A 22,604-nucleotide genomic window follows, 5' to 3' on the forward strand; every position below is an offset into this window, starting at 1 on the left:
CGATGCGCCGCTGTGTCGAGCGGAGCGGCCACTGTCGCTCAAGCACGACCGCAGGATTCGTCGGGTGGATCAATGGTCGGTCATTCCACCGGACTGGCGGCCAGGCACGCCCCTGATCACCGGCGCGGCACCCCGTCCGCCGCCGTTGCCAGCCTGTTGCGGAGGTGGAGGCGGAGGACTACCGGCTCCAGGGCGTGCCGCATTCGATCCGCTCGGCCCACCCGGTCCGGCGACAGCGCCTTGTGGCGGCGGCCCGCCGCGAGCCCCTCCGCCGTTCGGCTGACCACGCCCCCCGCCGTTATCGCCGCGGTAGCCGTCGCGGTAACCGTTGTAGGGTCGACCGCGATCGGGATAGCCGCGGTAGCCTCCCCAGTAGCCGGGTCCGTCGTAATACGCCGGGCCATAGTAATTGCCGTAGCCCATGTACACGCTGGTCTGCGGCGCGCCATAGGCGTAGCCGTCATAGCCGCTATAGCCATTGCCGTACATCGGCGTGCCGTCCGGATATACCGCGCAGCCGCTCAGCAACGCAGCGGTGGCGAGACCTACGATTGAAGCAATGCGTTTCATCTGATGGACCGGTGCGAAAGTTTCATGTCTATGAGACCGCTATTATCGCGATACGTCATGCGAGCTTTGTATGCGTTTGTAAGGATTTCTTTTTTGTGCCAACCCGCGCGCGGAGGCGGTGCGCGGAATCCGTCAATTCACTGTTCCATTCATAGCAACGCTGTATCTCGCGCCAGCCGGTTTTTCTCGATTGCGAATTTCTATAGGATTCGAGATGGGAATAGTGAATCACGAGTTCACGCGCCCCTCAATCGGAAGAAACAACATCATGAAAAAGACAATATCGGTGTACTGGCCGCTCGCCATCGTTGTGCCGCTTGCCGCGGCCGCCTATCTGCATATTTGCGGCGATGCCGCTTCGCGCGCCCCGCAGGCGCCGCTCGCTGCCGATCAATTGACCGCGGAACTCGCGCGCGCTGTTTCATACGGCATGGTCGGCGATGCGTCGACGCTGCCGGCAAAGCCGATACGCGCCGTCGCCGCGACGCCGCTCGCCGAAGCGTCCTGAGCGCGACATCTGACGCGATCGAATAAAACAGCAACATGCCGCGCGCTGCGGCGGTAGAAGCAGCGCCTGGCCGAGGCGGCGGGGCGCCCGGCGAGATTCCGCGCGCCTTTGTATAATCGCGGCACCGTTCGCCAACCGTCGTTTCCTGCGCGTCGAAGCGCCTGAAAGTCTCTAATGAAAACCGTGTCCATCTGCTTCGTCTGCCTCGGGAACATCTGCCGTTCACCGACCGCGGAAGGTGTGATGCGCCACCTCGTTGGCGAAGCCAGGCTCGCGGAGCGCATTCTGATCGATTCGGCCGGCACCGGCGACTGGCACATCGGCGCGCCGCCCGACGACCGTGCGCGACATGCGGCCGGCCGGCGCGGTTACAAATTGGAAGCGCTGCGCGGACGCCAGATCACCCCGGCCGATTTCGAGCGCTTCGATCTGCTGATCGCGATGGACGACAAGAACGTCGCGGCCTTGCGTCGGATCTGCCCGCCGGAGCAGCGCGACAAGATCCGACTGCTGATGGAATTCGTCCCCGAGACGGACAGCCGTTGGAGCGGCACGCGCGAAGTCGCCGATCCCTATTTCGGTGGCGCGGACGGTTTCGAGCAAGTGCTGGATCAATGCGAAGCGGCGTGCCGCGGGCTGATCGCGGCGTTGCGTCCCCAGTTGACGGCCTAGTCCTGCGGGGAGCCGCGCCGGACGCATCCAGCAATTAAGCAAATGACCCAAATCGCGACAGGGATACTTGACTAATTCACTCATGTATTTATACTTGACCAAACTTGTCGAGAATTGCGGTTCCCACACATATGAGACTCACCACGAAAGGCCGTTTCGCCGTCACGGCGATGATTGACCTGGCACTGCGCCAGGAGCAGGGCCCGGTGACGCTTGCGGGTATCAGCCAGCGCCAACATATCTCCCTGTCGTATCTCGAGCAGCTGTTTGGCAAGCTGCGTCGCCATGAAATCGTCGAGTCCGTGCGCGGACCGGGCGGCGGCTACAATCTGGCCCGTCGCGCTGAAGACGTGACCGTGGCCGACATCATCATCGCGGTCGACGAGCCGCTCGATGCCACCCAATGCGGTGGCAAGGGCTCGTGCGAAGGCACCAAACAGCACGACGGCCATTGCATGACGCATGAACTGTGGTCGACGCTGAATCAGAAAATGGTCGAGTACCTGGATTCCGTCTCTCTCAAGGATCTGGTCGACCAGCAGCGTGCGCGCGAAGGCGTGCCAACCGTGTTGCGCGACCGGCGCAACGAGGCGCCGGCGGTCGAGCCCGTTCGCGCGGCGCCGAAAGGGCCCAATTCCGTTTTCAACATGGCCGGTTCCTAGGCGCGGTAGCGCGCGGTGTGGCGCGGTGTGAAGCATCACCGCAGCCGGATCGAGAATCCAGAAGCCAGAGCATATGACGTCCCCGGAGCGATACATGAACAACGACATTCCCCACCTGCCCATTTACATGGACTACAGCGCCACGACCCCGGTCGACCCGCGCGTGGTGGACAAGATGATTCCGTACCTGCGCGAGCAGTTCGGCAACCCCGCCTCGCGCAGCCACTCGTATGGCTGGACCGCGGAGCGCGCGGTCGAGGAAGCGCGCGAGAACGTGGCCGCGCTGGTGAACGCCGATCCGCGCGAGATCATCTGGACCTCGGGCGCGACGGAATCGGACAACCTCGCGATCAAGGGCGCCGCGCACTTCTACAAGAGCAAGGGCAAGCACATCGTCACGGTGAAGACCGAGCACAAGGCCGTGCTCGATACCTGCCGCGAACTCGAGCGCGAAGGCTTCGAAGTCACGTATCTGGATGTGAAGGACGACGGTCTGATCGACCTCGACGTGTTCAAGGCCGCGCTGCGTCCGGACACGATCCTTGTGTCGGTGATGTCGGTGAACAACGAGATCGGCGTGATCCAGGACATCGAGGCGATCGGTGAAATCTGCCGTGAAAAAGGCATCATTTTCCACGTCGACGCCGCGCAAGCCACCGGCAAGATCGACATCGATCTGCAAAAGCTGAAGGTCGACCTGATGTCGTTCTCGGCGCACAAGACCTATGGCCCGAAGGGCATCGGCGCGCTGTACGTGCGCCGCAAGCCGCGTATCCGTATCGAGGCGCAAATGCACGGCGGCGGTCACGAGCGCGGCATGCGTTCGGGCACGCTGGCCACGCACCAGATCGTCGGCATGGGCGAGGCGTTCCGTATCGCGCGCGAAGAGATGGCGACGGAGAACGAGCGCATTCGCATGCTGCGCGATCGTCTGTTGCGCGGCCTGTCGGAATTGGAAGAAGTGTATGTGAACGGCGACATGGAAAAGCGTGTGCCACACAACCTGAACATCAGCTTCAATTTCGTCGAAGGCGAATCGCTGATCATGGCGGTAAAGGACGTCGCGGTGTCGTCGGGCTCGGCTTGCACGTCGGCTTCGCTGGAACCGTCGTACGTGCTGCGCGCATTGGGCCGCAACGACGAACTCGCGCACAGCTCGATCCGCTTCACGGTGGGCCGCTTCACGACCGAGCAGGACGTCGACTATGTAATCAACCTGCTGAAGACCAAGATTTCGAAGCTGCGCGATCTGTCGCCGCTGTGGGAAATGCACCAGGACGGGATCGACATCTCGACCATCCAGTGGGCAGCGCACTGACGCGCCGGTTTGTGAACGTCGAATTCATCGAATTGCAGGTTGAAACGAATCAAGGAGTGTGATCATGGCTTATAGCGACAAGGTACTGGACCACTATGAAAACCCGCGCAACGTCGGTTCCTTCGCGAAGGACGACGATGCGGTCGGCACCGGCATGGTCGGCGCGCCGGCCTGCGGCGACGTGATGAAGCTGCAGATTCGCGTCGGCGCGGACGGCGTCATCGAAGACGCGAAGTTCAAGACGTATGGCTGCGGTTCGGCGATTGCGTCGAGCTCGCTCGTCACCGAATGGGTGAAGGGCAAGACGCTCGATCAAGCCATGTCGATCAAGAACACGCAGATCGCTGAAGAACTCGCGCTGCCGCCGGTGAAGATCCACTGCTCGATCCTCGCGGAAGACGCGATCAAGGCAGCGGTCGCCGACTACAAGCAACGCCACGGCGTTGCTGCGGTTGTCGAGGGCGACAAGCAAACCGCGTAAGCGGGCGTCGGGATTCGAAGTGAGCCGGAAGCGGCGGCGCAACGAACGCGCCGCCCGGCATGAGCGATATTTGATGCAGGCAGGGTGGCAGCGCGAGGAATTACCGCGGCGATAAGCCCGAGTGACGAAACGCGGACTGCCCGCACACTGCGCAATGAGAAACGCAATGGCAATTACGTTGACCGAAAAGGCAGCACAGCACGTCCAGAAGTATCTGATCCGCCGCGGTAAAGGCGTCGGGCTGCGCCTCGGCGTGCGTACCACCGGGTGCTCCGGCCTCGCCTACAAGCTTGAGTACGTGGACGAACTCGCGCCCGAAGACCAGGTGTTCGAATGCAACGGCGTGAAGATCATTGTCGACCCCAAGAGCCTCGCCTATATCGACGGCACTGAACTCGACTTCGCGCGCGAAGGATTGAACGAAGGCTTCAAGTTCAACAATCCGAACGTGAAGGACGAATGCGGTTGCGGCGAGTCGTTCCGGGTATAAACCGGAACACTTCCGCGTGCGGCGGACAAAAGGCGGCGCGGGCCGCCTTTTTAGTTTCATCCGCGTTTTTAGACGGCACTCTTGTGCGCTTTCCTGAACGGACCTCTTCTATCCGATGGCCTCGCTGAACGACAGCCACTTCGACCTGTTCGGTCTGCCGGCGCAATTCGCGCTCGACGCAACGACGCTCGATCACGCCTACCGCACCGTGCAGGCCCAGGTGCATCCCGACCGCTTCGCGGCGGCCGGCGACGCGCAAAAGCGCATCGCCATGCAGTGGGCGACGCGCACCAACGAGGCGTATCAGACGCTGCGCGATCCGCTCAAGCGCGCTACTTACCTGCTGCATCTGCGCGGCATCGACGTCGGCGCGGAGAACAATACGGCGATGGAGCCGTCGTTCCTGATGCAGCAGATGGAGTGGCGCGAAGGCATCGAGGACGCGGCCGCGGCGAAAAACGTCGACGCGCTCGACGCCCTGCTGACCGAACTGCGCGACGAAGAGCGCATGCGTTTCACCAAGCTCGGCGCATTGCTCGACAGCGGCGCGAATCAGGCGGCGGGCGAGGCGGTGCGGCAGTTGATGTTCATCGAGCGGGTAGCGTCGGAAATCGACGCGCAGATCGAGCGGCTCGAACACTAGCGATCCGGGCGCGAGCCAACGCCGCGCCAGAACGCAGCCGGAACAGCCATAGCTTTATATCCAGCAACGCGAAAATTCAGGACGGGGCGAAGCGGCCCCGAGAAGATCCAGATGGCCTTACTGCAAATCTCCGAACCCGGCATGGCGCCGGCGCCTCATCAGCGGCGCCTGGCGGTCGGTATCGACCTCGGCACCACCAATTCCCTCGTCGCCGCCGTGCGCAGCGGCGTGCCCGACGTGCTGCCCGACGACGACGGCCATGTGCTGCTGCCGTCGGTGGTGCGTTACCTCGAAAAGGGCGGTCGCCGCATCGGCCGGGCGGCCAAGGCTGAAGCGGCCACCGACCCGCGCAACACGATCGTGTCGGTCAAGCGCTTCATGGGCCGGGGCAAGGCGGAAGTCGAGGGCGCCGAGAACGCGCCCTACGATTTCATCGACGCCCCAGGCATGGTGCAGATCCGTACCGTCGACGGCGTGAAAAGCCCGGTGGAAGTGTCGGCGGAAATTCTCGCCACGCTGCGCCAGCGCGCCGAGGACACGCTCGGCGACGAACTGGTCGGCGCGGTCATCACGGTGCCCGCTTACTTCGATGAGGCGCAGCGCCAGGCGACCAAGGACGCCGCTCGCCTCGCGGGCCTGAACGTGCTGCGTCTGCTGAACGAGCCGACGGCGGCCGCGATCGCCTACGGCCTCGACAACGGCTCCGAAGGCCTGTACGCGGTGTACGACCTCGGCGGCGGCACCTTCGACCTGTCGATTCTGAAGCTCACGAAGGGCGTGTTCGAAGTGCTCGCGGCGGGCGGCGATTCCGCGCTCGGCGGCGACGATTTCGATCACATGTTGTATCGCCATGTGCTGGAGCAGGCGGGCATTGCCCCGCAAACGCTCGCGCCTGAAGACGTTCGCCTGCTGCTCGACAGCGTGCGCGTGACCAAGGAGGCGTTGTCGGACGCGCCGAGTGCAAAGCTACAGGCGACGCTCTCGAACGGCGCCCGGATCGATCTGACGATCGAGGAAGCCACTTTCGAGGCCATCACGCAGGCGCTGGTGCAGCGCACGCTCGGGCCCACGAAGAAAGCGCTGCGCGACGCCAGGGTCACGACGAAGGACATCAAGGGCGTCGTGCTGGTCGGCGGCGCGACGCGCATGCCGGTGATCCGCCGCGCGGTCGAGTCGTTTTTCGGCCAGCCGCCGCTCATCAATCTCGACCCGGATCAGGTCGTCGCGCTCGGCGCGGCGATCCAGGCCGATCTGCTCGCGGGCAACCGCGGCGCGGACGGCGACGACTGGCTGCTGCTCGACGTGATCCCGCTGTCGCTCGGCGTGGAGACGATGGGCGGTCTGACCGAGAAGATCATCCCGCGCAATTCGACCATTCCGGTCGCGCGCGCGCAGGATTTCACGACCTTCAAGGACGGCCAGACGGCGATGGCGATCCACGTCGTGCAAGGCGAGCGCGAGCTCGTCAGCGATTGCCGCTCGCTCGCGCGTTTCGAGCTGCGCGGCATTCCGCCGATGGCGGCCGGCGCGGCGCGCATCCGCGTCACGTATCAGGTCGACGCCGACGGTCTGCTGTCCGTGTTCGCACGCGAGCTGGCCTCGGGCGTGGAAGCGTCGGTGGTGGTGAAGCCGTCCTACGGTCTCGCCGACGACGACATCGCCAGAATGCTCGAAGACAGTTTCTCGACCGCCGAAGTCGACATGCGCGCCCGCGCGCTGCGCGAGGCGCAGGTCGAAGCGCGGCGTCTCGTGGAAGCGACCGACGCGGCGCTCGCCGCCGACGCCGAATTGCTCGACGACAGCGAACGCGCCGAACTCGACGCGCTGTTGAACGCGCTGCGCAACGTCGAGCAAAGCGACGACGTCGACGCGATCGAAGCCGCGACGAAAACGCTCGCCGAGGGCACTGACGAATTCGCCGCGCGCCGCATGAACAAGGGCATTCGCCGCGCGCTCGCCGGCCGCAAGCTCGACGAGATCTGAGTCGCGCCGGCGGCACGCGGGCCGCGAAGCCCGCTAACCCAAACCGAAGCGCGCCGCGCGGACTTAAAAAGTCCGCGTGCCGCCAGTAAAATGGTACGTAGGCTGTTGCGCCGACCGTGCCTCAGACCCAAACGGAAAATGTATGCCTCAAATCGTTGTGCTGCCTCACGTCGAACTGTGCCCGGAAGGCGCGGTGATCGATGCCGTGCCCGGCAAGAGCATCTGCGACAACCTGCTCGATAACGGCATCGAAATCGAGCATGCTTGCGAGAAGTCGTGCGCGTGCACGACCTGTCACGTGATCGTGCGTGAGGGTTTCGCCGCCTTGACGCCGTCCGAGGAAGACGAGGACGATCTGTTGGACAAGGCGTGGGGGCTCGAGCCGGCCTCGCGTCTGTCGTGCCAGGCGATCGTGCCTGAAGAGCAGGATCTGGTTGTCGAAATCCCGCGCTACTCGATCAATCACGCGAAGGAAAACCACTAACAGGAGGATGCAGCCATGAAGTGGACCGATACGCAAGACATCGCGATGGCCCTGACTGACAAGCACCAGGACATCGACCCGCAGCAGGTGCGCTTCACCGACTTGCACCGCTGGGTCACCGAACTGGAGGGGTTCGACGACGATCCCAACCGGTCGAACGAGAAGATCCTCGAAGCGATTCAGGCTGCATGGATTGAAGACGCGGATTACTGAGTTTTCGCCGCCGTCGCGCGATGACTGGCGCGGCGGCCGCGGCAAGGAAAAAGGCGATTCCATCATCGGAATCGCCTTTTTTAAAGCCTGCCTGCCGCAATATCGCAGCCCCACAGGCTGCCGCCAACGCTCAGCCCGCCACGAGCGTGCCGTTTTCAACGCGCACACGCTGACCTTGCTGGAACGGCGGGGCTTCATTGTACGTAAAGTAGCGCGTCTTGCCGTTTTCCATCCGCACTCGCACCGAATAGGAAGTCGTGCTGCGGATGTGCTTTTCGACCGAGTTGCCCGCGAGACCGCCGCCCAGCGCGCCGAGCAAGGTCATCGCGGTACGGCCGTTGCCGCTGCCGAACTGATTGCCGACCACGCCGCCGGCCACCGCGCCGCCGACCGCGCCGATACCGGTGCCGTGGCCTTCCTGACGCACCGCCGAAATAGCGACCACCGTGCCGCACGTGGAGCAGTAAGCCGAGCGCGGCTGCTGCTGCTGTTGCGCATATTGCGGCGCCGCCTGCGCTTGTTGCTGCTGCGCGTACTGTTGCTGGGCGGGCGCCGGAGCAGGGGCGCGTTGCGGCTGCTGTTCAGCCTGTTGTTGAGCGGCTTGCTGAGCGTTCTGCGGCGCGCCTTGTTGCGCTGACTGTTGCGCTGACTGCTGCGCCGATGGATTCGCCGGTGCGGCAGAGTCGATTACGTTCGGCTGCGTCGCCACCTGGGCGGTTTGCGTCTGGTCGGTTTGCGCGCCGTTGCTCGAGGCTTTGGGAAAGAGCCCTGTCATGGCCGCTGTCGCCACGAGACTGGCAATGATGACCGCGCCCGCGGCTGTCGCGACGAGCGGATGGATACGGCGTGGTTGCGTGGATTTGGAATCTGGACTGTCCATACTGGCCTCCGTCTTAAGCAGAGTCGACTGTTATTGAGACTGAGTGTCGGGGCAAATCGATCCCGCGAGGGTTTCAATTTGTAACATGTTGGAGGCAATCATCCCGGACTGACTGCATCGAAGCTCGCGCTGCGCGGCAGGGTGTGCGGATTCCTTCAAGGCTCGCAACAGTTGCTGAGAACACGGCGTGGTCGTCGGGGCGGGCCTTTTACCGATGGTTACAACCATCAACGGCGGCCTACCGGCTTTTTGCGCGCCGCAAGAAAAACGCCCGGCGTCAGTTCAATCGAGCCGGGCGTTGCACTTGATGCAAGGCCGCGCAACGATCAATCCTCGCGGCGCAGATGCGGAAACAGAATCACGTCGCGGATGCTCGGGCTGTCGGTCAGCATCATCACCAGGCGGTCGATGCCGATGCCGCAACCGCCGGCCGGCGGCATGCCGTATTCGAGTGCGCGGATGTAGTCGGCGTCGTAGAACATCGCTTCTTCGTCGCCGGCCTCTTTCTGGTCGACCTGCTTCTTGAAGCGGGCGGCCTGGTCTTCCGGATCGTTCAGTTCCGAGAAGCCATTGGCGATCTCACGGCCCGTGATGAACAGCTCGAAACGCTCGGTGATGCCGGGCACCTTGTCCGACGCGCGCGCGAGGGGCGACACCTCGACCGGGTAGTCGATGATGTACGTCGGCTCCCACAATTGCGACTCGGCGGTTTCCTCGAACAGCGCCAGTTGCAGCGAACCCACGCCGGCATTGAGGAACTGCGGCTGCGACGCGTCCACGCCGAACTTCTTCAACTCGGTACGCAGGAATGCGCTGTCGGCGAGTTGCTCGTTCGTGTATTGCGGCGCGTACTTCTGGATCGCCTGCGTGATCGTCAGCCGGTGGAACGGCTTGGCGAGATCGAGCTCGCGGCCCTGATAGGTGATCGTGGCGGTGCCCAATGCGTCGATCGCCGCCTGGCGGATCAACTGCTCGGTGAAGTCCATCACCCACGTGTAATCGGTGTACGCCGCGTAGAACTCGATCATCGTGAATTCCGGATTGTGGCGCACCGAGACGCCCTCGTTGCGGAAATTCCGGTTGATCTCGAACACGCGCTCGAAGCCGCCGACCACCAGCCGCTTCAGATACAGTTCGGGCGCGATGCGCAGGAACATCTGCATGTCGAGCGCGTTGTGGTGCGTGGTGAACGGCTTGGCCGCCGCGCCGCCCGGAATCGGGTGCAGCATCGGCGTTTCGACTTCCATGAAATCCGCGTCGGCCATGAACTTGCGGATCGACGAGATCGCCTTGGTGCGTGCGACGAACGTCTTGCGCGTTTCCGGCGTGACGATCAGGTCGACGTAGCGCTGGCGGTACTTCATCTCCTGATCCGACAGACCGTGGAATTTGTCCGGCAGCGGACGCAGCGACTTCGACAGCAGACGCAGGTTCGTGCAACGCACCGAGAGCTCGCCCTTGTTGGTGCGGAACAGCACGCCGCGCGCCGCGACGATGTCGCCCATGTCCCACTTCTTGAAGGCGTCGTACGTTTCCTGGCCGACGTCGGCCGGCGTGATGAAGAACTGGATCTGACCCGAACCGTCGCGCACGGTGGCGAAGCTCGCCTTGCCCATCACGCGCTTGAGCATCATGCGGCCGGCGATCGCGACTTCGAGCGGGTTGGCCTCGAGCGCTTCCTTGTCCGCGTGCTCGTACTGCGATTGCAGATCGTCCGCGTGATGCGTGGGACGGAAGTCGTTCGGATAGGCGACGCCGTGCTCGCGCAGTTCGCGCAGCTTTTCGCGGCGCTCGGCGATGATCTTGTTGTCGTCCAACTCGGGCACGACGTTCGGTTGGGCCGCATTAGGCTGCGCCACATTACGCTGGGTCGATTCGGTCATGATGATCTGGTATTCGGTGGCCCGCATCGGATGAATCTCGCGCGGGTGGCCTGCGAGTACGTCGACGAACAGGCGTTAAAAAGATGCGGCGCGGCAATGCGATGCATGCCGCGCCGGTTGCGCTTTAGACGCCCTGTTTCAGGCTGGCGCTGATGAACGGATCGAGGTCGCCGTCGAGCACGCTCTTGGTATTGCTGATTTCGACGTTGGTGCGCAGATCCTTGATACGGCTGTTGTCCAGCACGTACGAGCGGATCTGATGACCCCAGCCCACATCGGTCTTGCCGGCTTCGAGCTTGTCCTGCTCGGCCTGACGCTTGCGGATTTCCGCTTCGTACAGGCGCGATTTCAGCATGGCCATGGCTTCGGCGCGGTTGCGGTGCTGCGAACGGTCGTTCTGGCACTGCACGACGATGCCCGACGGCATGTGCGTGATACGCACCGCGGAGTCGGTCTTGTTGATGTGCTGACCGCCCGCGCCGGACGCGCGGTAGGTGTCGATGCGCAGATCGGCCGGATTGATGTCGACTTCGATCGAATCGTCGACTTCCGGGTACACGAACACGGACGAGAACGACGTATGACGCCCGCCCGACGAATCGAACGGCGACTTGCGCACGAGGCGGTGCACGCCGGTTTCGGTGCGCAGAAAGCCATACGCGTATTCGCCTTCGATCTTGATGGTCGCGTTCTTGATGCCCGCGACGTCGCCCTCGGTCTGTTCCAGCACTTCGGTCTTGAAGCCCTTGCGCTCGCAGTAGCGCAGGTACTGGCGCAGCAGCATCGACGCCCAGTCGCACGCTTCGGTGCCGCCGGCGCCGGCCTGAATGTCGAGGAAGGCGTTGTTCGGGTCGGCCGGATTCGCGAACATCCGGCGGAATTCCATGTCGGCGACGCGCTGTTCGAGCCCTTGCGCGTCCGTTTCGCAGGCGATCAGGGTTTCATCGTCGCCTTCCTCGCGGGCCATGTCGAACAGGTCCTGGGCGTCGCGCAGGTCGTTGTCGAGCGAGGTGAGTTTGCCGACCACGTCGTCGAGCAGTTTCTTTTCCCGGCCAAGGGCCTGGGCGTGCTTCGAGTCGTTCCAGACGTCCGGGTCTTCGAGTTCCCGGTTGACTTCGATCAGGCGACGAGACTTGTCGTCGTAGTCAAAGATACCCCCGTAGGTCGGCCGCGCGCGTGCGCAGGTCCGCCAGAGAGGCTTCGATCGCGTTGAGACGTTCCGCTTCCATGTCGATCTTTTGTGGCTTCGTAAAAAGGGGAAATTATAGCCGATCGGCGCGCCGCGCCGGGCGCTCGCGCGCGATCCGGCGCGCGTTCCGGGTTGATTTTGCAGTGGTTTTGGCGCCGCCGCGCATGCCGGTCGAGCGCCGCGCGACTAGCTTGCCGCGTGCTCGACGATCAATTGCACCCGCGACACGCCGTTCCATGTGTCGCTCGCGAGGCGATAGGCGACGGTGGTGCGCGCGGGCAGCGTGTCGGTGTGGTTGAACCAGATCGCGTTGAAGCGCTGGCGGCCGCGCACGAGTTGCAGCTTCAGATGCTTGTCCTTCACCAGCGCCTGGGACGCGATGTCGAATTCGCCGGAAAACACCGGCGCCGGGAAGCCCTGGCCCCACACGGCGGCGTCGAGCATTTCGACGAATTGCGGCGTGAAGTAGGCGTCCTCGAGTTCGCCGTCGGTCTCGATGGTGCGCGACAGCGCCTCCTCGGAGAGCCATTCGCGGCCGACCGCCTCGAACGCGGCGGTGAAACGCGGCACGTCGGCGGCGGCGAGCGTCAGGCCCGCGGCCATCGCGTGGCCGCCGAACTTGACGATCAGGCCGGGCTCGCGCTTCGAGATCAGATCGAGCGCGTCGCGCAGATGAAAGCCCGCGATCGAACGGCCCGAGCCCTTGACGAGCTGGCCGCTGTCGTCGGCGAGCGCGAACGTGAACGAGGGGCGGTGGAATTTTTCCTTCAGGCGCCCGGCGACGATGCCGATCACGCCCTGGTGCCACGCCGGATTGAACAGCGTGATGGTGGTCGCGCCGTCGGGGTCGATCGTGGAAAGATCGTCGAGCGCCTGCTGCTGCATGCCGGCTTCGATCTCGCGGCGTTCGCGGTTCATCGCGTCCAGTTGCTGCGCGAGGTCCCATGCGCGGCCGATGTCGTCGGTGGTCAGGCATTCGATGCCGAGCGACATGTCGGACAGACGGCCGGCCGCATTCAGCCGCGGGCCGAGCGCAAAGCCCAGATCGAAACCCGACGCGCTGCGCGCGTCGCGCGCGGCGGCGCGAAAGAGGGCGGCGATGCCCGGCTGCATCTTGCCTTTGCGGATGCGCTGCAAGCCTTGCGCGACCAGCACGCGGTTATTGCCGTCGAGCTTGACGACGTCCGCGACCGTGCCGAGCGCGACCAGATCGAGCAGGCCGTCCAGACGCGGCTCGGGATGCAGGTCGTTGAACGCGCCGCGGCGGCGCAATTCGGCGCGCAACGCCAGCAGCACGTAAAACATCACGCCGACGCCCGCGATGCACTTGCTCGGAAACGTGCAGCCCGGCTGATTGGGATTGACGATCGCGCGGGCCGCGGGCAGTTCGTCGCCGGGCAGATGGTGATCGGTGACGAGCACATCGATGCCGAGCGCGTTGGCCGCCTCCACGCCGTCGACGCTGGCGATGCCGTTGTCGACCGTGATCAGCAGATCCGGCTTGCCGGACGCGTTCCTCGCGGCCAGCGCGACGATCTCGGGCGTGAGGCCGTAACCGTATTCGAAGCGGTTCGGCACCAGATAGTCGATCCGGCCGCCGAACATGCGCAGGCCGCGCACCGCGACCGCGCACGCGGTGGCGCCGTCGCAGTCGTAGTCGGCGACCACCAGCATGCGGCGCTTGCCCTCGATCGCGTCGGCGAGCAGCGCGGCGGCGTCCTCGCAGCCCTTGAGTCCGGCGGGCGCCACGAGGCGCGCGAGACCGGTTTCGATTTCGTCCGGCATGCACACGCCGCGCGCGGCGTACAGGCGCGCGAGCACCGGATGCAGGCCGTGACGGATGAGAATTTCGGCGTCGACGGGAGACGAGGCGCGCGTAACGATTCGAGTCATTCGGAAAGGCCGTGGATCAGGCGATCAATCATTCGATGAAAAGCGAGGCGAGCACGCGCCGCCGCCAGAATTTGCGCAGGTCGCCGCGCGTGACCGAGAGCGTCACCGAGCCGGTGTCGCCGCACAAGGTCAGGCCGAGTTCGCCGAGCCGGCCGGATTGCAGCGCGTCGAGCGCCGGTTCGAACCAGTCGCTTTGCAACGCGGCGAAGGCGTCGTTCCAGCGCGCCCAGTCCTGCTGGATGTACGGCGCGGAGAACGGATCGAGTTCGACCAGCGTGGTGGGTTCGGCGTTGCTCGCGGCATGGCTCGTGCTCCCCAACGTGCCGTTGACGGCGGCGGACAGCGCGCCGAACGAAGCCGGCGGCGCGTCGGTCTGCACACCGGCGGTCATCGCGAGACCGCGTGTCGCGGCCGCGTCGGAGAACACCCGCGCGAACGGACTGCGCACCGGTTGCGCCGCGCCTTGCGCATGAAACCAGATCGAGTTGACGGCCGGCAGGCCGCGCGCCTCGCGCGCTTCATTGACCGGATGCTCGAACCACGCCATCTGCACTTCGTTTTGCAGCTTCATCCACGCGCGCGAGCGCTCGCCGGAATGCGCCTCGTGCGGCAGCCAGATTTCGATGTTGCGGCCGCTCGCGCGCAACGGCGACGCGCCCGCCAGCGTGCCGAAGCCTTCGCCGGACAAATACCAGCGCGTGGGTTTGGGCGCCTCGATGCGCACGCCGAGTTCCTCGATCAGCGGCCGGGCGACCGCGAGCAGCGCGCCGGCTTCTTCATCGGACAACTCCAGCGAGGCGGGATCGATCAGCACCAGATGGTCATGCGCGATCCGCACATGCACCGGTTGTACGCACGCCCACGTCGCGTTGCCGGGCTCGCCGCCGTCGGCGCGCAGCATGTAGGGCGCAAGCGGCGCCTCGTCGGCGGCGGCCGCGCCGCTCGGCAGTGCGCCGAACTGGCGCGCCACCCACCGTTCATGCGGCAGCGTGCGCTGAAAGTCCTCGCCGATCACCCGTTCGACCAGCGTGGCGCGCGCAATCAGCCGGTCGAGGGCCGGGCTCTGGATGTCATGTAAGGCGGTGGAGGCGTCCGCGGCGGCGGGCAGCGCGAAGGGCAGGAGGAGATGAAGGCGGTCGGAGTGCATGATGCTGCGCATTGTAGGGCAAAGAGTGCGACTATTCAGACCAAACGCGGACCCGACACGAACCATGCCGCGGACCGTATCGACACTTTCCGGCGCCATGCGAGGGCCGCGCCGATACCAGCAAGCCGCGCGCGGCGGCACCGCGCACATGACGCAGGAGACCGGCATGTCGCGTGAACTGAAAACCGAGCAGGAACTGCTCGCACTCGTCGTCAAGGCGCTCGATGCCAATCCGGCCACGGCCGGTTGGATTCCGACCGGCTTTCACGAGACCGTCGAGGACGAAACCGGCTGCAACTGGGACATCACTCACCTGCATCGCGACCGCAAGGACGCCGAGCTGCGCGACGCGGCGGCGAATCAGGCGGCCGCGCTCATCAATGATCTGAGGGGGCGCTACAACCTGAGTTAGCGTGCGCGGCGGCGTCGCGGGGGGGCGGCGGGGGGCCGCCGCCGGCGAGCGTCCCGCTCGCAAGCCGTTTGCGCGAATCGGCGGCATTGTATGGCAAACTTCGCGCTTGATTGGCGGCGGTGCGGCGTCGGTGGGCGGGCGTCGGAGGCGCGAGCTTTGCCCGGACGCCGGAACGTCATACCGGAACCATCGCGGGTGCCGCGACACCAATGATCACGGCGCTCATGCCGCAAGCATGACCGTCGTCATATCGCGGCTGGCCGCCGTCATCGCGCAGCAAAACGCTCAAGAGCAGCCGAAGAACGCAGAAAAGGATTCGCTTGAAATTTCCCTACGAATGGCAGATTGGCTGGCGCTACACCCGCGCCGGCAAACGCACGACCGGCAACGGCTTCATTTCCTTCATCGCGCTCGTTTCGATGTCGGGCATCGCGCTTGGCGTCGCGGCGCTGATCGTCGTGTTGTCCGTGATGAACGGTTTCCAGAAAGAGGTGCGTGACCGCATGCTGTCGGTGCTCGCGCACGTCGAGATCTTTTCGCCGACCGGCTCGATGCCCAACTGGCAATTGACCGCCCAGGAAGCTCGCCAGAACAAGGAAGTGATCGGCGCGGCGCCTTATGTCGAGGCGCAGGCGCTGCTCACGCGCCAGGACGCCGTGAGCGGCGTGGCGCTGCGCGGCGTCGAACCCACGCTCGAGCCGCAGGTGTCCGACATCGGCCGCGAGATGAAGGGCGGCAAGCTGACCGACCTCGTGCCGGGCGACTTCGGCATCGTGCTGGGCGCGGACCTCGCCACCAATCTCGGCGTGCAGGTCAACGACAAGATCACGCTGGTCGCGCCCGAAGGCACGATCACGCCGGCCGGCATGCTGCCGCGCCTGAAGCAGTTCACGGTGGTGGGCATCTTCGAGTCGGGGCATTACGAATACGACAGCACGCTCGCGCTGATCAACATCAAGGACGCGCAGGCGCTGTTCCGCCTGCCCGCGCCGACCGGCGTGCGGCTGCGCCTGACCGACATGCAGCGCGCGCCGGAAGTCGCGCATCAACTCGCGCGCAGTCTGTCCGGCGACCTGTACATCCGCGACTGGACCCAGCAGAACAAGACCTGGTTCTCGGCGGTGCAGATCGAAAAACGCATGATGTTCATCATCCTCACGCTGATCATCGCGGTGGCGGCGTTCAACCTCGTGTCGTCGCTGGTGATGACGGTGACCAACAAGCAGGCCGACATCGCGATTCTGCGCACGCTCGGCGCGCAGCCAGGTTCGATCATGAAGATCTTCGTGGTGCAGGGCGTGACGATCGGCTTCGTCGGCACGGCAACCGGCGTCGCGCTCGGCTGCCTGATCGCGTGGAGCATTCCGTGGCTGGTGCCGATGATCGAGCATCTGATCGGCGTGCAGTTCCTGCCGCCGTCGGTGTATTTCATCAGCGAACTGCCGTCCGAGCTGATTCCGGCCGACGTCGCGCGCATCGGCATCATCGCCTTCGCGATGTCGGCGCTGGCGACGCTTTACCCGAGCTGGCGCGGTGCGAAAGTCCGTCCCGCGGAGGCGCTGCGCTATGAATGACCGTTCCGCTACGTTACCCATGACCTCTCAGGAAAGCGCGCCGCATCCCTACGTGCTGGAAGCAACCGGCATTTCCAAGTCGTTCGTGCAGGGCGGGCTGAACGTGCAGGTGCTCAACAACGCCGAACTGAGCGTGCGGCGCGGCGAGAAACTCGCGATCGTCGGCGCGTCGGGTTCGGGCAAGAGCACGCTGCTGCATGTGCTCGGCGGCCTCGACGATCCGAGCGCCGGCCACGTCTCGGTGATGGGCAAGCCGTTCACCCGGCTCTCCGAGCGCGAACGCAACGACCTGCGCAATCGCGCGCTCGGCTTCGTGTATCAGTTCCACCATCTGCTGCCGGAGTTTTCCGCGCTCGACAACGTCGCGATGCCGCTGCGGATTCGCCGCATGACCACCGAGGCGTCGCGCCGCGAAGCGCTCACGGTGCTGGAGCGCGTCGGCATGGGGCATCGCGCGAAGCATCGTCCGGGCGAGCTGTCGGGCGGCGAGCGCCAGCGGGTGGCGATCGCGCGCGCGCTGGTCACGAAGCCCGCGTGCGTGCTGGCGGATGAGCCGACCGGCAATCTCGACGGCAGCACCGCCGACATCGTGTTCAACCTGATGCTCGAACTGTCGCAAACGCTCGACACCAGTTTCGTGATCGTCACGCATGATCCTGAATTGGCCGGACGTTGCGACCGCATCATGCGCCTGCGCGACGGCGTGCTTCACGAAGAGCCGCCGGTGCCGGTGTGATCGCCGTGAAGGCGCTGATCGATGATGGGATCGATGCGGGGATCGATGCGGGGATCGATGCCCCGCGCAACGTGAGCTGATACCCCACCACTAGCAAGGCACGCCATGTGGATCGATACGCACTGCCATCTCGACGCTTCCGAATTCGACGCCGACCGCGACCAGGTCGCGGCGGCGGCGCGCGATGCGGGTGTGGGGCGCATCGTGATTCCGGCGATCGGCCGCGAGAACTTCGCGACGGTGCGTGAACTGGCGCACCGGGTCGACGGCGGCGCCTACGCGCTCGGCATTCATCCGCTTTTCACGCCGTCCGCGCAGGAGCGCGATCTCGAACTGCTGCGCATGGAAATCGAGGCGAGTCTCGACGACCCGCGCTTCGTCGGCATCGGCGAGATCGGCCTGGATTATTTCGTCGAGGGTCTCGACGACGCGCGCCAGCAATTCTTCTATAACGGCCAACTGCAACTCGCGCGCGAATTCGATCTGCCGGTGATCTGCCACGTGCGTAAGTCACAGGACCAGGTGATCAAGGGGCTGCGGCGGCATCAGGTTCACCGCGGCATCGCGCATGCGTTCAACGGCAGTTTTCAGCAGGCTCAGGCGTATATCGACCAGGGCATGCATCTCGGCTTCGGCGGCAATCTGACTTTCGAGCGGGCGCGGCAGATTCGCCGCCTCGCCGAGCAATTGCCGTTCGACGCGCTGGTCGTCGAGACCGACGCGCCGGACATCGCGCCTTCCTGGATGTACAAGCAGCGCAACACGCCGGAGCAGATTCCGGGCATCGGCGCGGGCCTCGCGCAACTGCGCGGCATGACCGCGGACGAAGCCGCCCTAGGCACAACGGCTAACGCGCTCGCCGCACTGCCGCGGCTCGCGCTTTCCTCTGCATAATCGAACTCGATGGTTTGAGTCATTCGCGCCGGGCGCCGCTCACGCCCGGCGGGCTCGTCGACGCTTGCGCGCCGAGCGTCGCGTCGTCGTCCGGCGCCGGTTGGCGGAGGGCGAATGCGGGCATGGTGGTGCGGGTTTGCGTTGGGCGTGATGGGGTTGCAGCGGCAGGCCGCGTTGCCGGATTGGCACGAGTGGTGGATGCTCGCGTTGCTCGGCGGCGGCGCGCTAGTAGTGGCGGCTTGGGGATGGCGGGGTGGGTCGTCGGGCGGGGCGCGCGGCGAGGAGGCTGGTGTTGCGCATGACGGTTTGATTCCGGCAAGGGCTGTGGGTGTGGGTGTGGGTGCGGGAATGGGTGTGGATGTGGTCGCGGCTATGAACGTGGTCACGACTGCGGATGTGGCCACGACTGCGGATGTGTCCACGACTACGAATGCGGCCTCGGCTACGCATGTGTTCACGGCTACGAATGCAGCGTCGGCCCCGCATGTGGCTACGGCTACAAATGCGCCTACGGCTACAAATGCAGCCACGGCAATCCATGCGCCCACGGCTGTAAACACTGCCACCGCTGCCAACACGGCTGCGTCCGCGTCTACGCTCGGGCACCCGCTGCGGTTCAGCACACCCATTCGTTCGTTCATCGGCTGGAGCGGCCTGTGGTGTGCCGCCTTCTGCTCGGGCTTCGGCTACGCGGCCTGGCGCGCGGAAGCACGGCTCGCGGTGAGCTTGCCGGTCGCCTGGGAAGGCCGCCATATCGACGTGATCGGCACGATCAAGGGTTTGCCGTCGCGCGGCGAGAAAGGCGCGCGCTTCCTGTTCCAGGTCGAATCGGCCGATGCGCCTATCGCCGCTTTCCCGCGCGTAATTCAACTGTCGTGGATCGCCGACGATGCGCCGGCGCCTTTACTCGAACCGGGCGAGCGCTGGCGCTTGACGGTGCGGCTCAAACGGCCGCACGGCAACGCGAACTTCGGCGTGCGCGATGCCGAAGCGAACCTGCTTGCCCGCAACGTGCGCGCCACCGGCTATGTGAGCGCACCCGCGCATGCCATGCGCTTGCCGGGCCATGCGCGCGGCGTGAGCGTGACCGTCGACCGCTGGCGCGCCGCGTTGCGGGCGCGCATCGACAAAGTGCTCGCCGACGCGCCGCATCGCGGCATCGTGGTGGCGCTCGCCATCGGCGCACAGGATGAGATCAGCGACGCCGACTGGCTGCTGATGCGCGGCACCGGCACGAGTCATCTGGTGGCGATCTCGGGTTTGCACATCGGTATCGTCGCGGGTCTGACGGGCTGGCTGACGGGCGCGTTGTGGCGGCGCTCGGGGTTCATCGGCCGCAACTGGCCGTTGTATCTGCCCGCGCAGGTCGTCGCGGTGACGGGCGGCGCCATGTTCGCCGCGCTGCACGCGGCGCTGGCCGGCTTCAACGTGCCGGCGCAGCGCGCGCTGTGGATGGCGAGTGTCGTCGCGCTGGCGTTTGTCAGCGGCCGCAACCTCGCGCGTTCGATGGTGCTGGCGTGGGCGCTAGGGCTGGTGCTGCTGGTCGATCCGTGGGCGGTGGTGTCGGCGGGGTTCTGGTTGTCGTTCTGCGCCGTGGCGGCGATTCTGTTCGCGATGTCGGGCCGGCCCCGCGTGCGGGATCACGAGCAACGCCGCGCCGAAGAGCGCGAGGGCGGCGAGGCGGCGACCCGGTGCGCGCGTCTGCGCGTCGGCCCGCGCCGCTGGATTCGCGCTTGCGGCGAACGGCTGCGCGACGCCGCCCATGTTCAGTTCGCGGTGACGATCGCGCTCGCGCCGCTCACGGTCTACTGGTTCTCGCAGATTCCGCTGATCGGTCCGCTCGCGAACGCCTTCGCGATTCCGTGGGTGAGCCTGCTCGTCACGCCGGTTGTTCTGGCCGGCATCGCGCTGCCGGCACCGTTCGATGCCTACGCGTTCGGCGCCGCGCACGCGTTGCTCGATCCGCTGGCCGCGGGTTTGCGGATGCTGTCCGGCCCTGCGTGGACACTGTGGCGGCTGCCGCAACCGGACGCGTGGGCGCTGGGCGCGGCGGCGCTTGGCGTGCTCTGGTGCCTGGCGCCGCGCGGCTGGCCGCTGCGCTGGGCTGCGCCGCTCACCTGGCTGCCGCTTGTGCTGCCGGCGCCTTCGGGGCCGCCGCACGGCAGCTTCCGTCTGACCGCGCTGGACGTCGGACAGGGTAGCTCGGTGCTGATCGAGACGGCGCATCACACGCTGCTGTTCGATGCGGGCCCCGGTCCGGAATCGACTCACGCGGGCGAGCGCGTCGTCGTGCCGTTCCTGCAGGCGCATGGCGTGACGGCGCTCGACACGCTGATCGTCAGTCACGCCGATTCGGATCATTCGGGCGGCGCGCCCGCGGTGCTGGACGCGATCGAGGTGCGTCAGATGGTGGCGGCGTTGGCGCCGGAGAATCCGCTGTGGTCGAACGCGCGAGAACGCGGCGCCGAGACGCTGGGTTGCGCGGCGGGGCAGCGCTGGCAGTGGGACGGCGTCGAGTTCGCGATGCTCTGGCCGAATGCCGGGCCGCTGCAAGGCAAACCGAACGCGCATTCCTGCGTGCTGCGCGTGAGGACCGCGCTGGCCGAAGCGGGCTCGTCAGCCGGGCCGGTGCAAACGGACCGGTCGCGCATGGCGGCGCTGCTGGCAGCGGATATCGAGGCGCCGGGCGAACGCGTCCTGCTCGCGCGCGATCGCGGGGCGCTGCGTGCGCAGGTGCTGGTGGTGCCGCATCACGGCAGCAAGACCTCGTCGACTGAGCCGTTCCTCGACTCTATCGATCCGCTCATCGCGCTATTTCAGGTAGGCTATCGCAACCGTTTTCATCATCCGAACGTGGGTGTGTTCGAGCGCTACAAGGCGCGGCGCATCGAGCTGGGGCGCAGCGATACGGACGGCGCGGTGCGGGTCGAGGTCAACCCGGATCGCGCGCCGGACGCCGGAGCCGAAGCCGGCGCGCCGATGAGCGGCGCCGCGTTGACGCTCGAGCGCTATCGCGACACGCAGCGCCGCTACTGGATGGATCGCTGACGGATCGCCGGCCGCACGAAAGAGAAGAAGCGCGGGAGCAACGCGAACAAACACAGAACAAACATGCCGCCAGGCCGCAAGCCGCAAGAAGCCCGCGCGCGAAAACAGAACGGAGAGAGCCACAGTTGAAAAACATCATTCACTTCTCGCATGCGAATGGCTTTCCGGCGTCGACCTACCGGACGATCTTCGCCGAACTCGCCGACGACTACGAACTGCGCTCGATCGAGCGCATCGGCCACGACACCCGCTATCCGGTGACTCAGGACTGGCCGCATCTGGTCGAGCAGCTGCTCGACGACATCGGCCGTTCGTACGAGCAACCGGTGTGGCTGGTGGGGCATTCGCTCGGCGGCTATCTGTCGTTGATGGCCGCGCTCAAGAAGCCGCAGTGGGTGAGGGGCGTGGTGATGCTGGATTCGCCGGTGATCGCCGGCTGGCGCAGCAGCATGCTGCGCGTGTCGCAATGGACCGGGCTCGACGAGCGCCTGTCGCCCGCGGCCGCCACCCGCGCGCGCCGCACGCATTGGGCGAGCCGCGACGAAGCGTGGCGGCACTTCCATTCGAAGCCGGCATTCGCGCGTTGGGACGAGCGCATGCTGTCCGATTACATCGACTTCGGCATTCCGCAAACCTCGCCGGACGGCTCGCGTTCGCTGGCGTTCGACCGCCGCACCGAGTATCAGATCTACCGGACCTTGCCGCACACGCTCGGCGCGCGGCTCGCGCGCGGCGCGCCGGTGCCGGTGGGGTTCATCGCCGGCACGCGTTCGAAGGAAATCCGCCAGGCCGGTCTCGATGCAACCCGCCGCGCGACCGGCAGTCATCTGGAATGGATCGAGGGCAGCCATCTCTATCCGATGGAAAAGCCGATCGAAACCGCGCGCGCGGTGCAGCGAATGTTGCGTGAGCTGGAGCGGTGAT

The 22,604-nt window shown here is 65.6% G+C and carries 22 protein-coding genes; 16 read left to right on the top strand and 6 right to left on the bottom strand.

Going from position 1 to position 22,604, the window contains the following annotated elements; translation table 11 throughout:
- Positions 1–69: 69 nt before the first annotated feature.
- On the bottom strand, positions 70–570 hold the full coding sequence (locus ACOCG7_RS18255; protein ID WP_073427551.1) for a hypothetical protein: 501 nt from the start codon (positions 568–570) through the stop codon (positions 70–72).
- A gap of 268 nt (positions 571–838) precedes the next feature.
- Here ACOCG7_RS18255 and ACOCG7_RS18260 point away from each other — a divergent pair, with 268 nt between their 5' ends.
- The 10 genes from ACOCG7_RS18260 to iscX all read left to right on the top strand — a co-directional run bounded on the left by ACOCG7_RS18260 (position 839) and on the right by iscX (position 8,024).
- Positions 839–1,078, top strand: a complete 240-nt coding sequence (locus ACOCG7_RS18260; protein WP_073427552.1) for a hypothetical protein — start codon at positions 839–841, stop codon at positions 1,076–1,078.
- 174 nt (positions 1,079–1,252) lie between these two features.
- On the top strand, positions 1,253–1,750 hold the full coding sequence (locus ACOCG7_RS18265; RefSeq protein ID WP_073427553.1) for a low molecular weight protein-tyrosine-phosphatase: 498 nt from the start codon (positions 1,253–1,255) through the stop codon (positions 1,748–1,750).
- Positions 1,751–1,881: 131 nt separating this feature from the next.
- Positions 1,882–2,412 carry a Fe-S cluster assembly transcriptional regulator IscR gene (iscR, locus tag ACOCG7_RS18270; protein WP_073427554.1) on the top strand — a complete coding sequence of 177 codons (531 nt, stop codon included), beginning with the start codon at positions 1,882–1,884 and terminating at the stop codon, positions 2,410–2,412.
- Positions 2,413–2,506: 94 nt separating this feature from the next.
- Positions 2,507–3,730, top strand: a complete 1,224-nt coding sequence (locus ACOCG7_RS18275) for an IscS subfamily cysteine desulfurase (RefSeq protein ID WP_073427555.1) — start codon at positions 2,507–2,509, stop codon at positions 3,728–3,730.
- 64 nt (positions 3,731–3,794) lie between these two features.
- Complete coding sequence (iscU, locus tag ACOCG7_RS18280) at positions 3,795–4,211, top strand: Fe-S cluster assembly scaffold IscU (protein ID WP_073427556.1); 417 nt, start codon at positions 3,795–3,797, stop codon at positions 4,209–4,211.
- A gap of 166 nt (positions 4,212–4,377) precedes the next feature.
- Positions 4,378–4,701 (top strand): iron-sulfur cluster assembly protein IscA, encoded by a 324-nt coding sequence (gene iscA / locus ACOCG7_RS18285; RefSeq protein ID WP_073427557.1) that lies wholly within the window; start codon positions 4,378–4,380, stop codon positions 4,699–4,701.
- Positions 4,702–4,816: 115 nt separating this feature from the next.
- A complete protein-coding gene (gene hscB, locus ACOCG7_RS18290) occupies positions 4,817–5,344 on the top strand; it encodes a Fe-S protein assembly co-chaperone HscB (protein ID WP_073427558.1) in 528 nt (175 codons plus the stop codon).
- A 111-nt stretch (positions 5,345–5,455) separates the two neighbouring features.
- Positions 5,456–7,327 carry a Fe-S protein assembly chaperone HscA gene (gene hscA, locus ACOCG7_RS18295; protein ID WP_073427559.1) on the top strand — a complete coding sequence of 624 codons (1,872 nt, stop codon included), beginning with the start codon at positions 5,456–5,458 and terminating at the stop codon, positions 7,325–7,327.
- Between the two features lie 142 nt (positions 7,328–7,469).
- Positions 7,470–7,811 carry an ISC system 2Fe-2S type ferredoxin gene (gene fdx, locus ACOCG7_RS18300; protein ID WP_073427560.1) on the top strand — a complete coding sequence of 114 codons (342 nt, stop codon included), beginning with the start codon at positions 7,470–7,472 and terminating at the stop codon, positions 7,809–7,811.
- Positions 7,812–7,826: 15 nt separating this feature from the next.
- Positions 7,827–8,024: a Fe-S cluster assembly protein IscX gene (gene iscX, locus ACOCG7_RS18305; RefSeq protein WP_007181290.1), complete on the top strand. Its 198-nt coding sequence runs from the start codon at positions 7,827–7,829 to the stop codon at positions 8,022–8,024.
- A 130-nt stretch (positions 8,025–8,154) separates the two neighbouring features.
- Here iscX and ACOCG7_RS18310 read toward each other — a convergent pair whose 3' ends face one another.
- The 5 genes from ACOCG7_RS18310 to ACOCG7_RS18330 form a co-directional block, all read right to left on the bottom strand.
- Positions 8,155–8,904, bottom strand: a complete 750-nt coding sequence (locus tag ACOCG7_RS18310) for a glycine zipper 2TM domain-containing protein (protein ID WP_114162213.1) — start codon at positions 8,902–8,904, stop codon at positions 8,155–8,157.
- Positions 8,905–9,230: 326 nt separating this feature from the next.
- Positions 9,231–10,787, bottom strand: a complete 1,557-nt coding sequence (lysS, locus tag ACOCG7_RS18315; protein WP_235004813.1) for a lysine--tRNA ligase — start codon at positions 10,785–10,787, stop codon at positions 9,231–9,233.
- A 124-nt stretch (positions 10,788–10,911) separates the two neighbouring features.
- Positions 10,912–12,016 (bottom strand): peptide chain release factor 2 gene (prfB, locus tag ACOCG7_RS18320; RefSeq protein WP_114162214.1). Its coding sequence is split into 2 segments (ribosomal slippage): positions 10,912–11,934 and positions 11,936–12,016, totalling 1,104 coding nucleotides; the frame shifts between segments, so codons are not numbered across the junction.
- Positions 12,017–12,162: 146 nt separating this feature from the next.
- Complete coding sequence (recJ, locus tag ACOCG7_RS18325) at positions 12,163–13,869, bottom strand: single-stranded-DNA-specific exonuclease RecJ (RefSeq protein ID WP_073427562.1); 1,707 nt, start codon at positions 13,867–13,869, stop codon at positions 12,163–12,165.
- Between the two features lie 28 nt (positions 13,870–13,897).
- Entirely contained in the window at positions 13,898–15,028 is a 1,131-nt protein-coding gene (locus tag ACOCG7_RS18330; RefSeq protein WP_244744340.1) for a regulator, read from the bottom strand.
- Between the two features lie 52 nt (positions 15,029–15,080).
- On the opposite strand from ACOCG7_RS18330, the gene ACOCG7_RS18335 reads away from it, so the two are divergent.
- The 6 genes from ACOCG7_RS18335 to ACOCG7_RS18360 all read left to right on the top strand — a co-directional run bounded on the left by ACOCG7_RS18335 (position 15,081) and on the right by ACOCG7_RS18360 (position 22,603).
- A complete protein-coding gene (locus ACOCG7_RS18335; protein WP_073427564.1) occupies positions 15,081–15,428 on the top strand; it encodes a hypothetical protein in 348 nt (115 codons plus the stop codon).
- A 320-nt stretch (positions 15,429–15,748) separates the two neighbouring features.
- The gene (locus ACOCG7_RS18340) at positions 15,749–17,002 is read left to right on the top strand and encodes a lipoprotein-releasing ABC transporter permease subunit (RefSeq protein WP_073427565.1); all 1,254 of its coding nucleotides are present in this window, start codon (positions 15,749–15,751) and stop codon (positions 17,000–17,002) included.
- Positions 16,995–17,738, top strand: coding sequence for a lipoprotein-releasing ABC transporter ATP-binding protein LolD (gene lolD, locus ACOCG7_RS18345; protein WP_073427566.1), 744 nt, complete (start codon positions 16,995–16,997; stop codon positions 17,736–17,738). The genes ACOCG7_RS18340 and lolD overlap by 8 nt, the downstream gene beginning before the upstream one ends.
- 105 nt (positions 17,739–17,843) lie before the next feature.
- Positions 17,844–18,632 carry a TatD family hydrolase gene (locus ACOCG7_RS18350; RefSeq protein WP_073427567.1) on the top strand — a complete coding sequence of 263 codons (789 nt, stop codon included), beginning with the start codon at positions 17,844–17,846 and terminating at the stop codon, positions 18,630–18,632.
- A 114-nt stretch (positions 18,633–18,746) separates the two neighbouring features.
- The gene (locus ACOCG7_RS18355) at positions 18,747–21,680 is read left to right on the top strand and encodes a DNA internalization-related competence protein ComEC/Rec2 (RefSeq protein ID WP_244744338.1); all 2,934 of its coding nucleotides are present in this window, start codon (positions 18,747–18,749) and stop codon (positions 21,678–21,680) included.
- 125 nt (positions 21,681–21,805) lie between these two features.
- Complete coding sequence (locus ACOCG7_RS18360; RefSeq protein WP_073427568.1) at positions 21,806–22,603, top strand: alpha/beta fold hydrolase; 798 nt, start codon at positions 21,806–21,808, stop codon at positions 22,601–22,603.
- The last annotated feature ends 1 nt before the right edge of the window (position 22,604 follow it).

The sequence above is a fragment of the Paraburkholderia sp. DD10 genome, from assembly GCF_049177125.1.
In the GTDB taxonomy this organism is placed as follows: domain Bacteria; phylum Pseudomonadota; class Gammaproteobacteria; order Burkholderiales; family Burkholderiaceae; genus Paraburkholderia; species Paraburkholderia terricola.

Excerpts from the sequence above, each read along its gene's own strand:
- ACOCG7_RS18265 (WP_073427553.1), top strand. The coding sequence starts at position 1,253 with ATGAAAACCGTGTCCATCTGCTTCGTCTGCCTCGGGAACATCTGCCGT.
- ACOCG7_RS18355 (WP_244744338.1), top strand. The coding sequence starts at position 18,747 with ATGCGGGCATGGTGGTGCGGGTTTGCGTTGGGCGTGATGGGGTTGCAG.
- ACOCG7_RS18335 (WP_073427564.1), top strand. The coding sequence starts at position 15,081 with ATGCCGCGGACCGTATCGACACTTTCCGGCGCCATGCGAGGGCCGCGC.
- iscA (WP_073427557.1), top strand. The coding sequence starts at position 4,378 with ATGGCAATTACGTTGACCGAAAAGGCAGCACAGCACGTCCAGAAGTAT.
- ACOCG7_RS18255 (WP_073427551.1), bottom strand. The coding sequence starts at position 570 with ATGAAACGCATTGCTTCAATCGTAGGTCTCGCCACCGCTGCGTTGCTG.
- ACOCG7_RS18350 (WP_073427567.1), top strand. The coding sequence starts at position 17,844 with ATGTGGATCGATACGCACTGCCATCTCGACGCTTCCGAATTCGACGCC.
- ACOCG7_RS18260 (WP_073427552.1), top strand. The coding sequence starts at position 839 with ATGAAAAAGACAATATCGGTGTACTGGCCGCTCGCCATCGTTGTGCCG.
- iscX (WP_007181290.1), top strand. The coding sequence starts at position 7,827 with ATGAAGTGGACCGATACGCAAGACATCGCGATGGCCCTGACTGACAAG.
- hscA (WP_073427559.1), top strand. The coding sequence starts at position 5,456 with ATGGCCTTACTGCAAATCTCCGAACCCGGCATGGCGCCGGCGCCTCAT.
- ACOCG7_RS18275 (WP_073427555.1), top strand. The coding sequence starts at position 2,507 with ATGAACAACGACATTCCCCACCTGCCCATTTACATGGACTACAGCGCC.
- fdx (WP_073427560.1), top strand. The coding sequence starts at position 7,470 with ATGCCTCAAATCGTTGTGCTGCCTCACGTCGAACTGTGCCCGGAAGGC.
- ACOCG7_RS18330 (WP_244744340.1), bottom strand. The coding sequence starts at position 15,028 with ATGCGCAGCATCATGCACTCCGACCGCCTTCATCTCCTCCTGCCCTTC.
- iscU (WP_073427556.1), top strand. The coding sequence starts at position 3,795 with ATGGCTTATAGCGACAAGGTACTGGACCACTATGAAAACCCGCGCAAC.
- iscR (WP_073427554.1), top strand. The coding sequence starts at position 1,882 with ATGAGACTCACCACGAAAGGCCGTTTCGCCGTCACGGCGATGATTGAC.
- ACOCG7_RS18310 (WP_114162213.1), bottom strand. The coding sequence starts at position 8,904 with ATGGACAGTCCAGATTCCAAATCCACGCAACCACGCCGTATCCATCCG.
- lysS (WP_235004813.1), bottom strand. The coding sequence starts at position 10,787 with ATGACCGAATCGACCCAGCGTAATGTGGCGCAGCCTAATGCGGCCCAA.
- lolD (WP_073427566.1), top strand. The coding sequence starts at position 16,995 with ATGAATGACCGTTCCGCTACGTTACCCATGACCTCTCAGGAAAGCGCG.
- hscB (WP_073427558.1), top strand. The coding sequence starts at position 4,817 with ATGGCCTCGCTGAACGACAGCCACTTCGACCTGTTCGGTCTGCCGGCG.
- recJ (WP_073427562.1), bottom strand. The coding sequence starts at position 13,869 with ATGACTCGAATCGTTACGCGCGCCTCGTCTCCCGTCGACGCCGAAATT.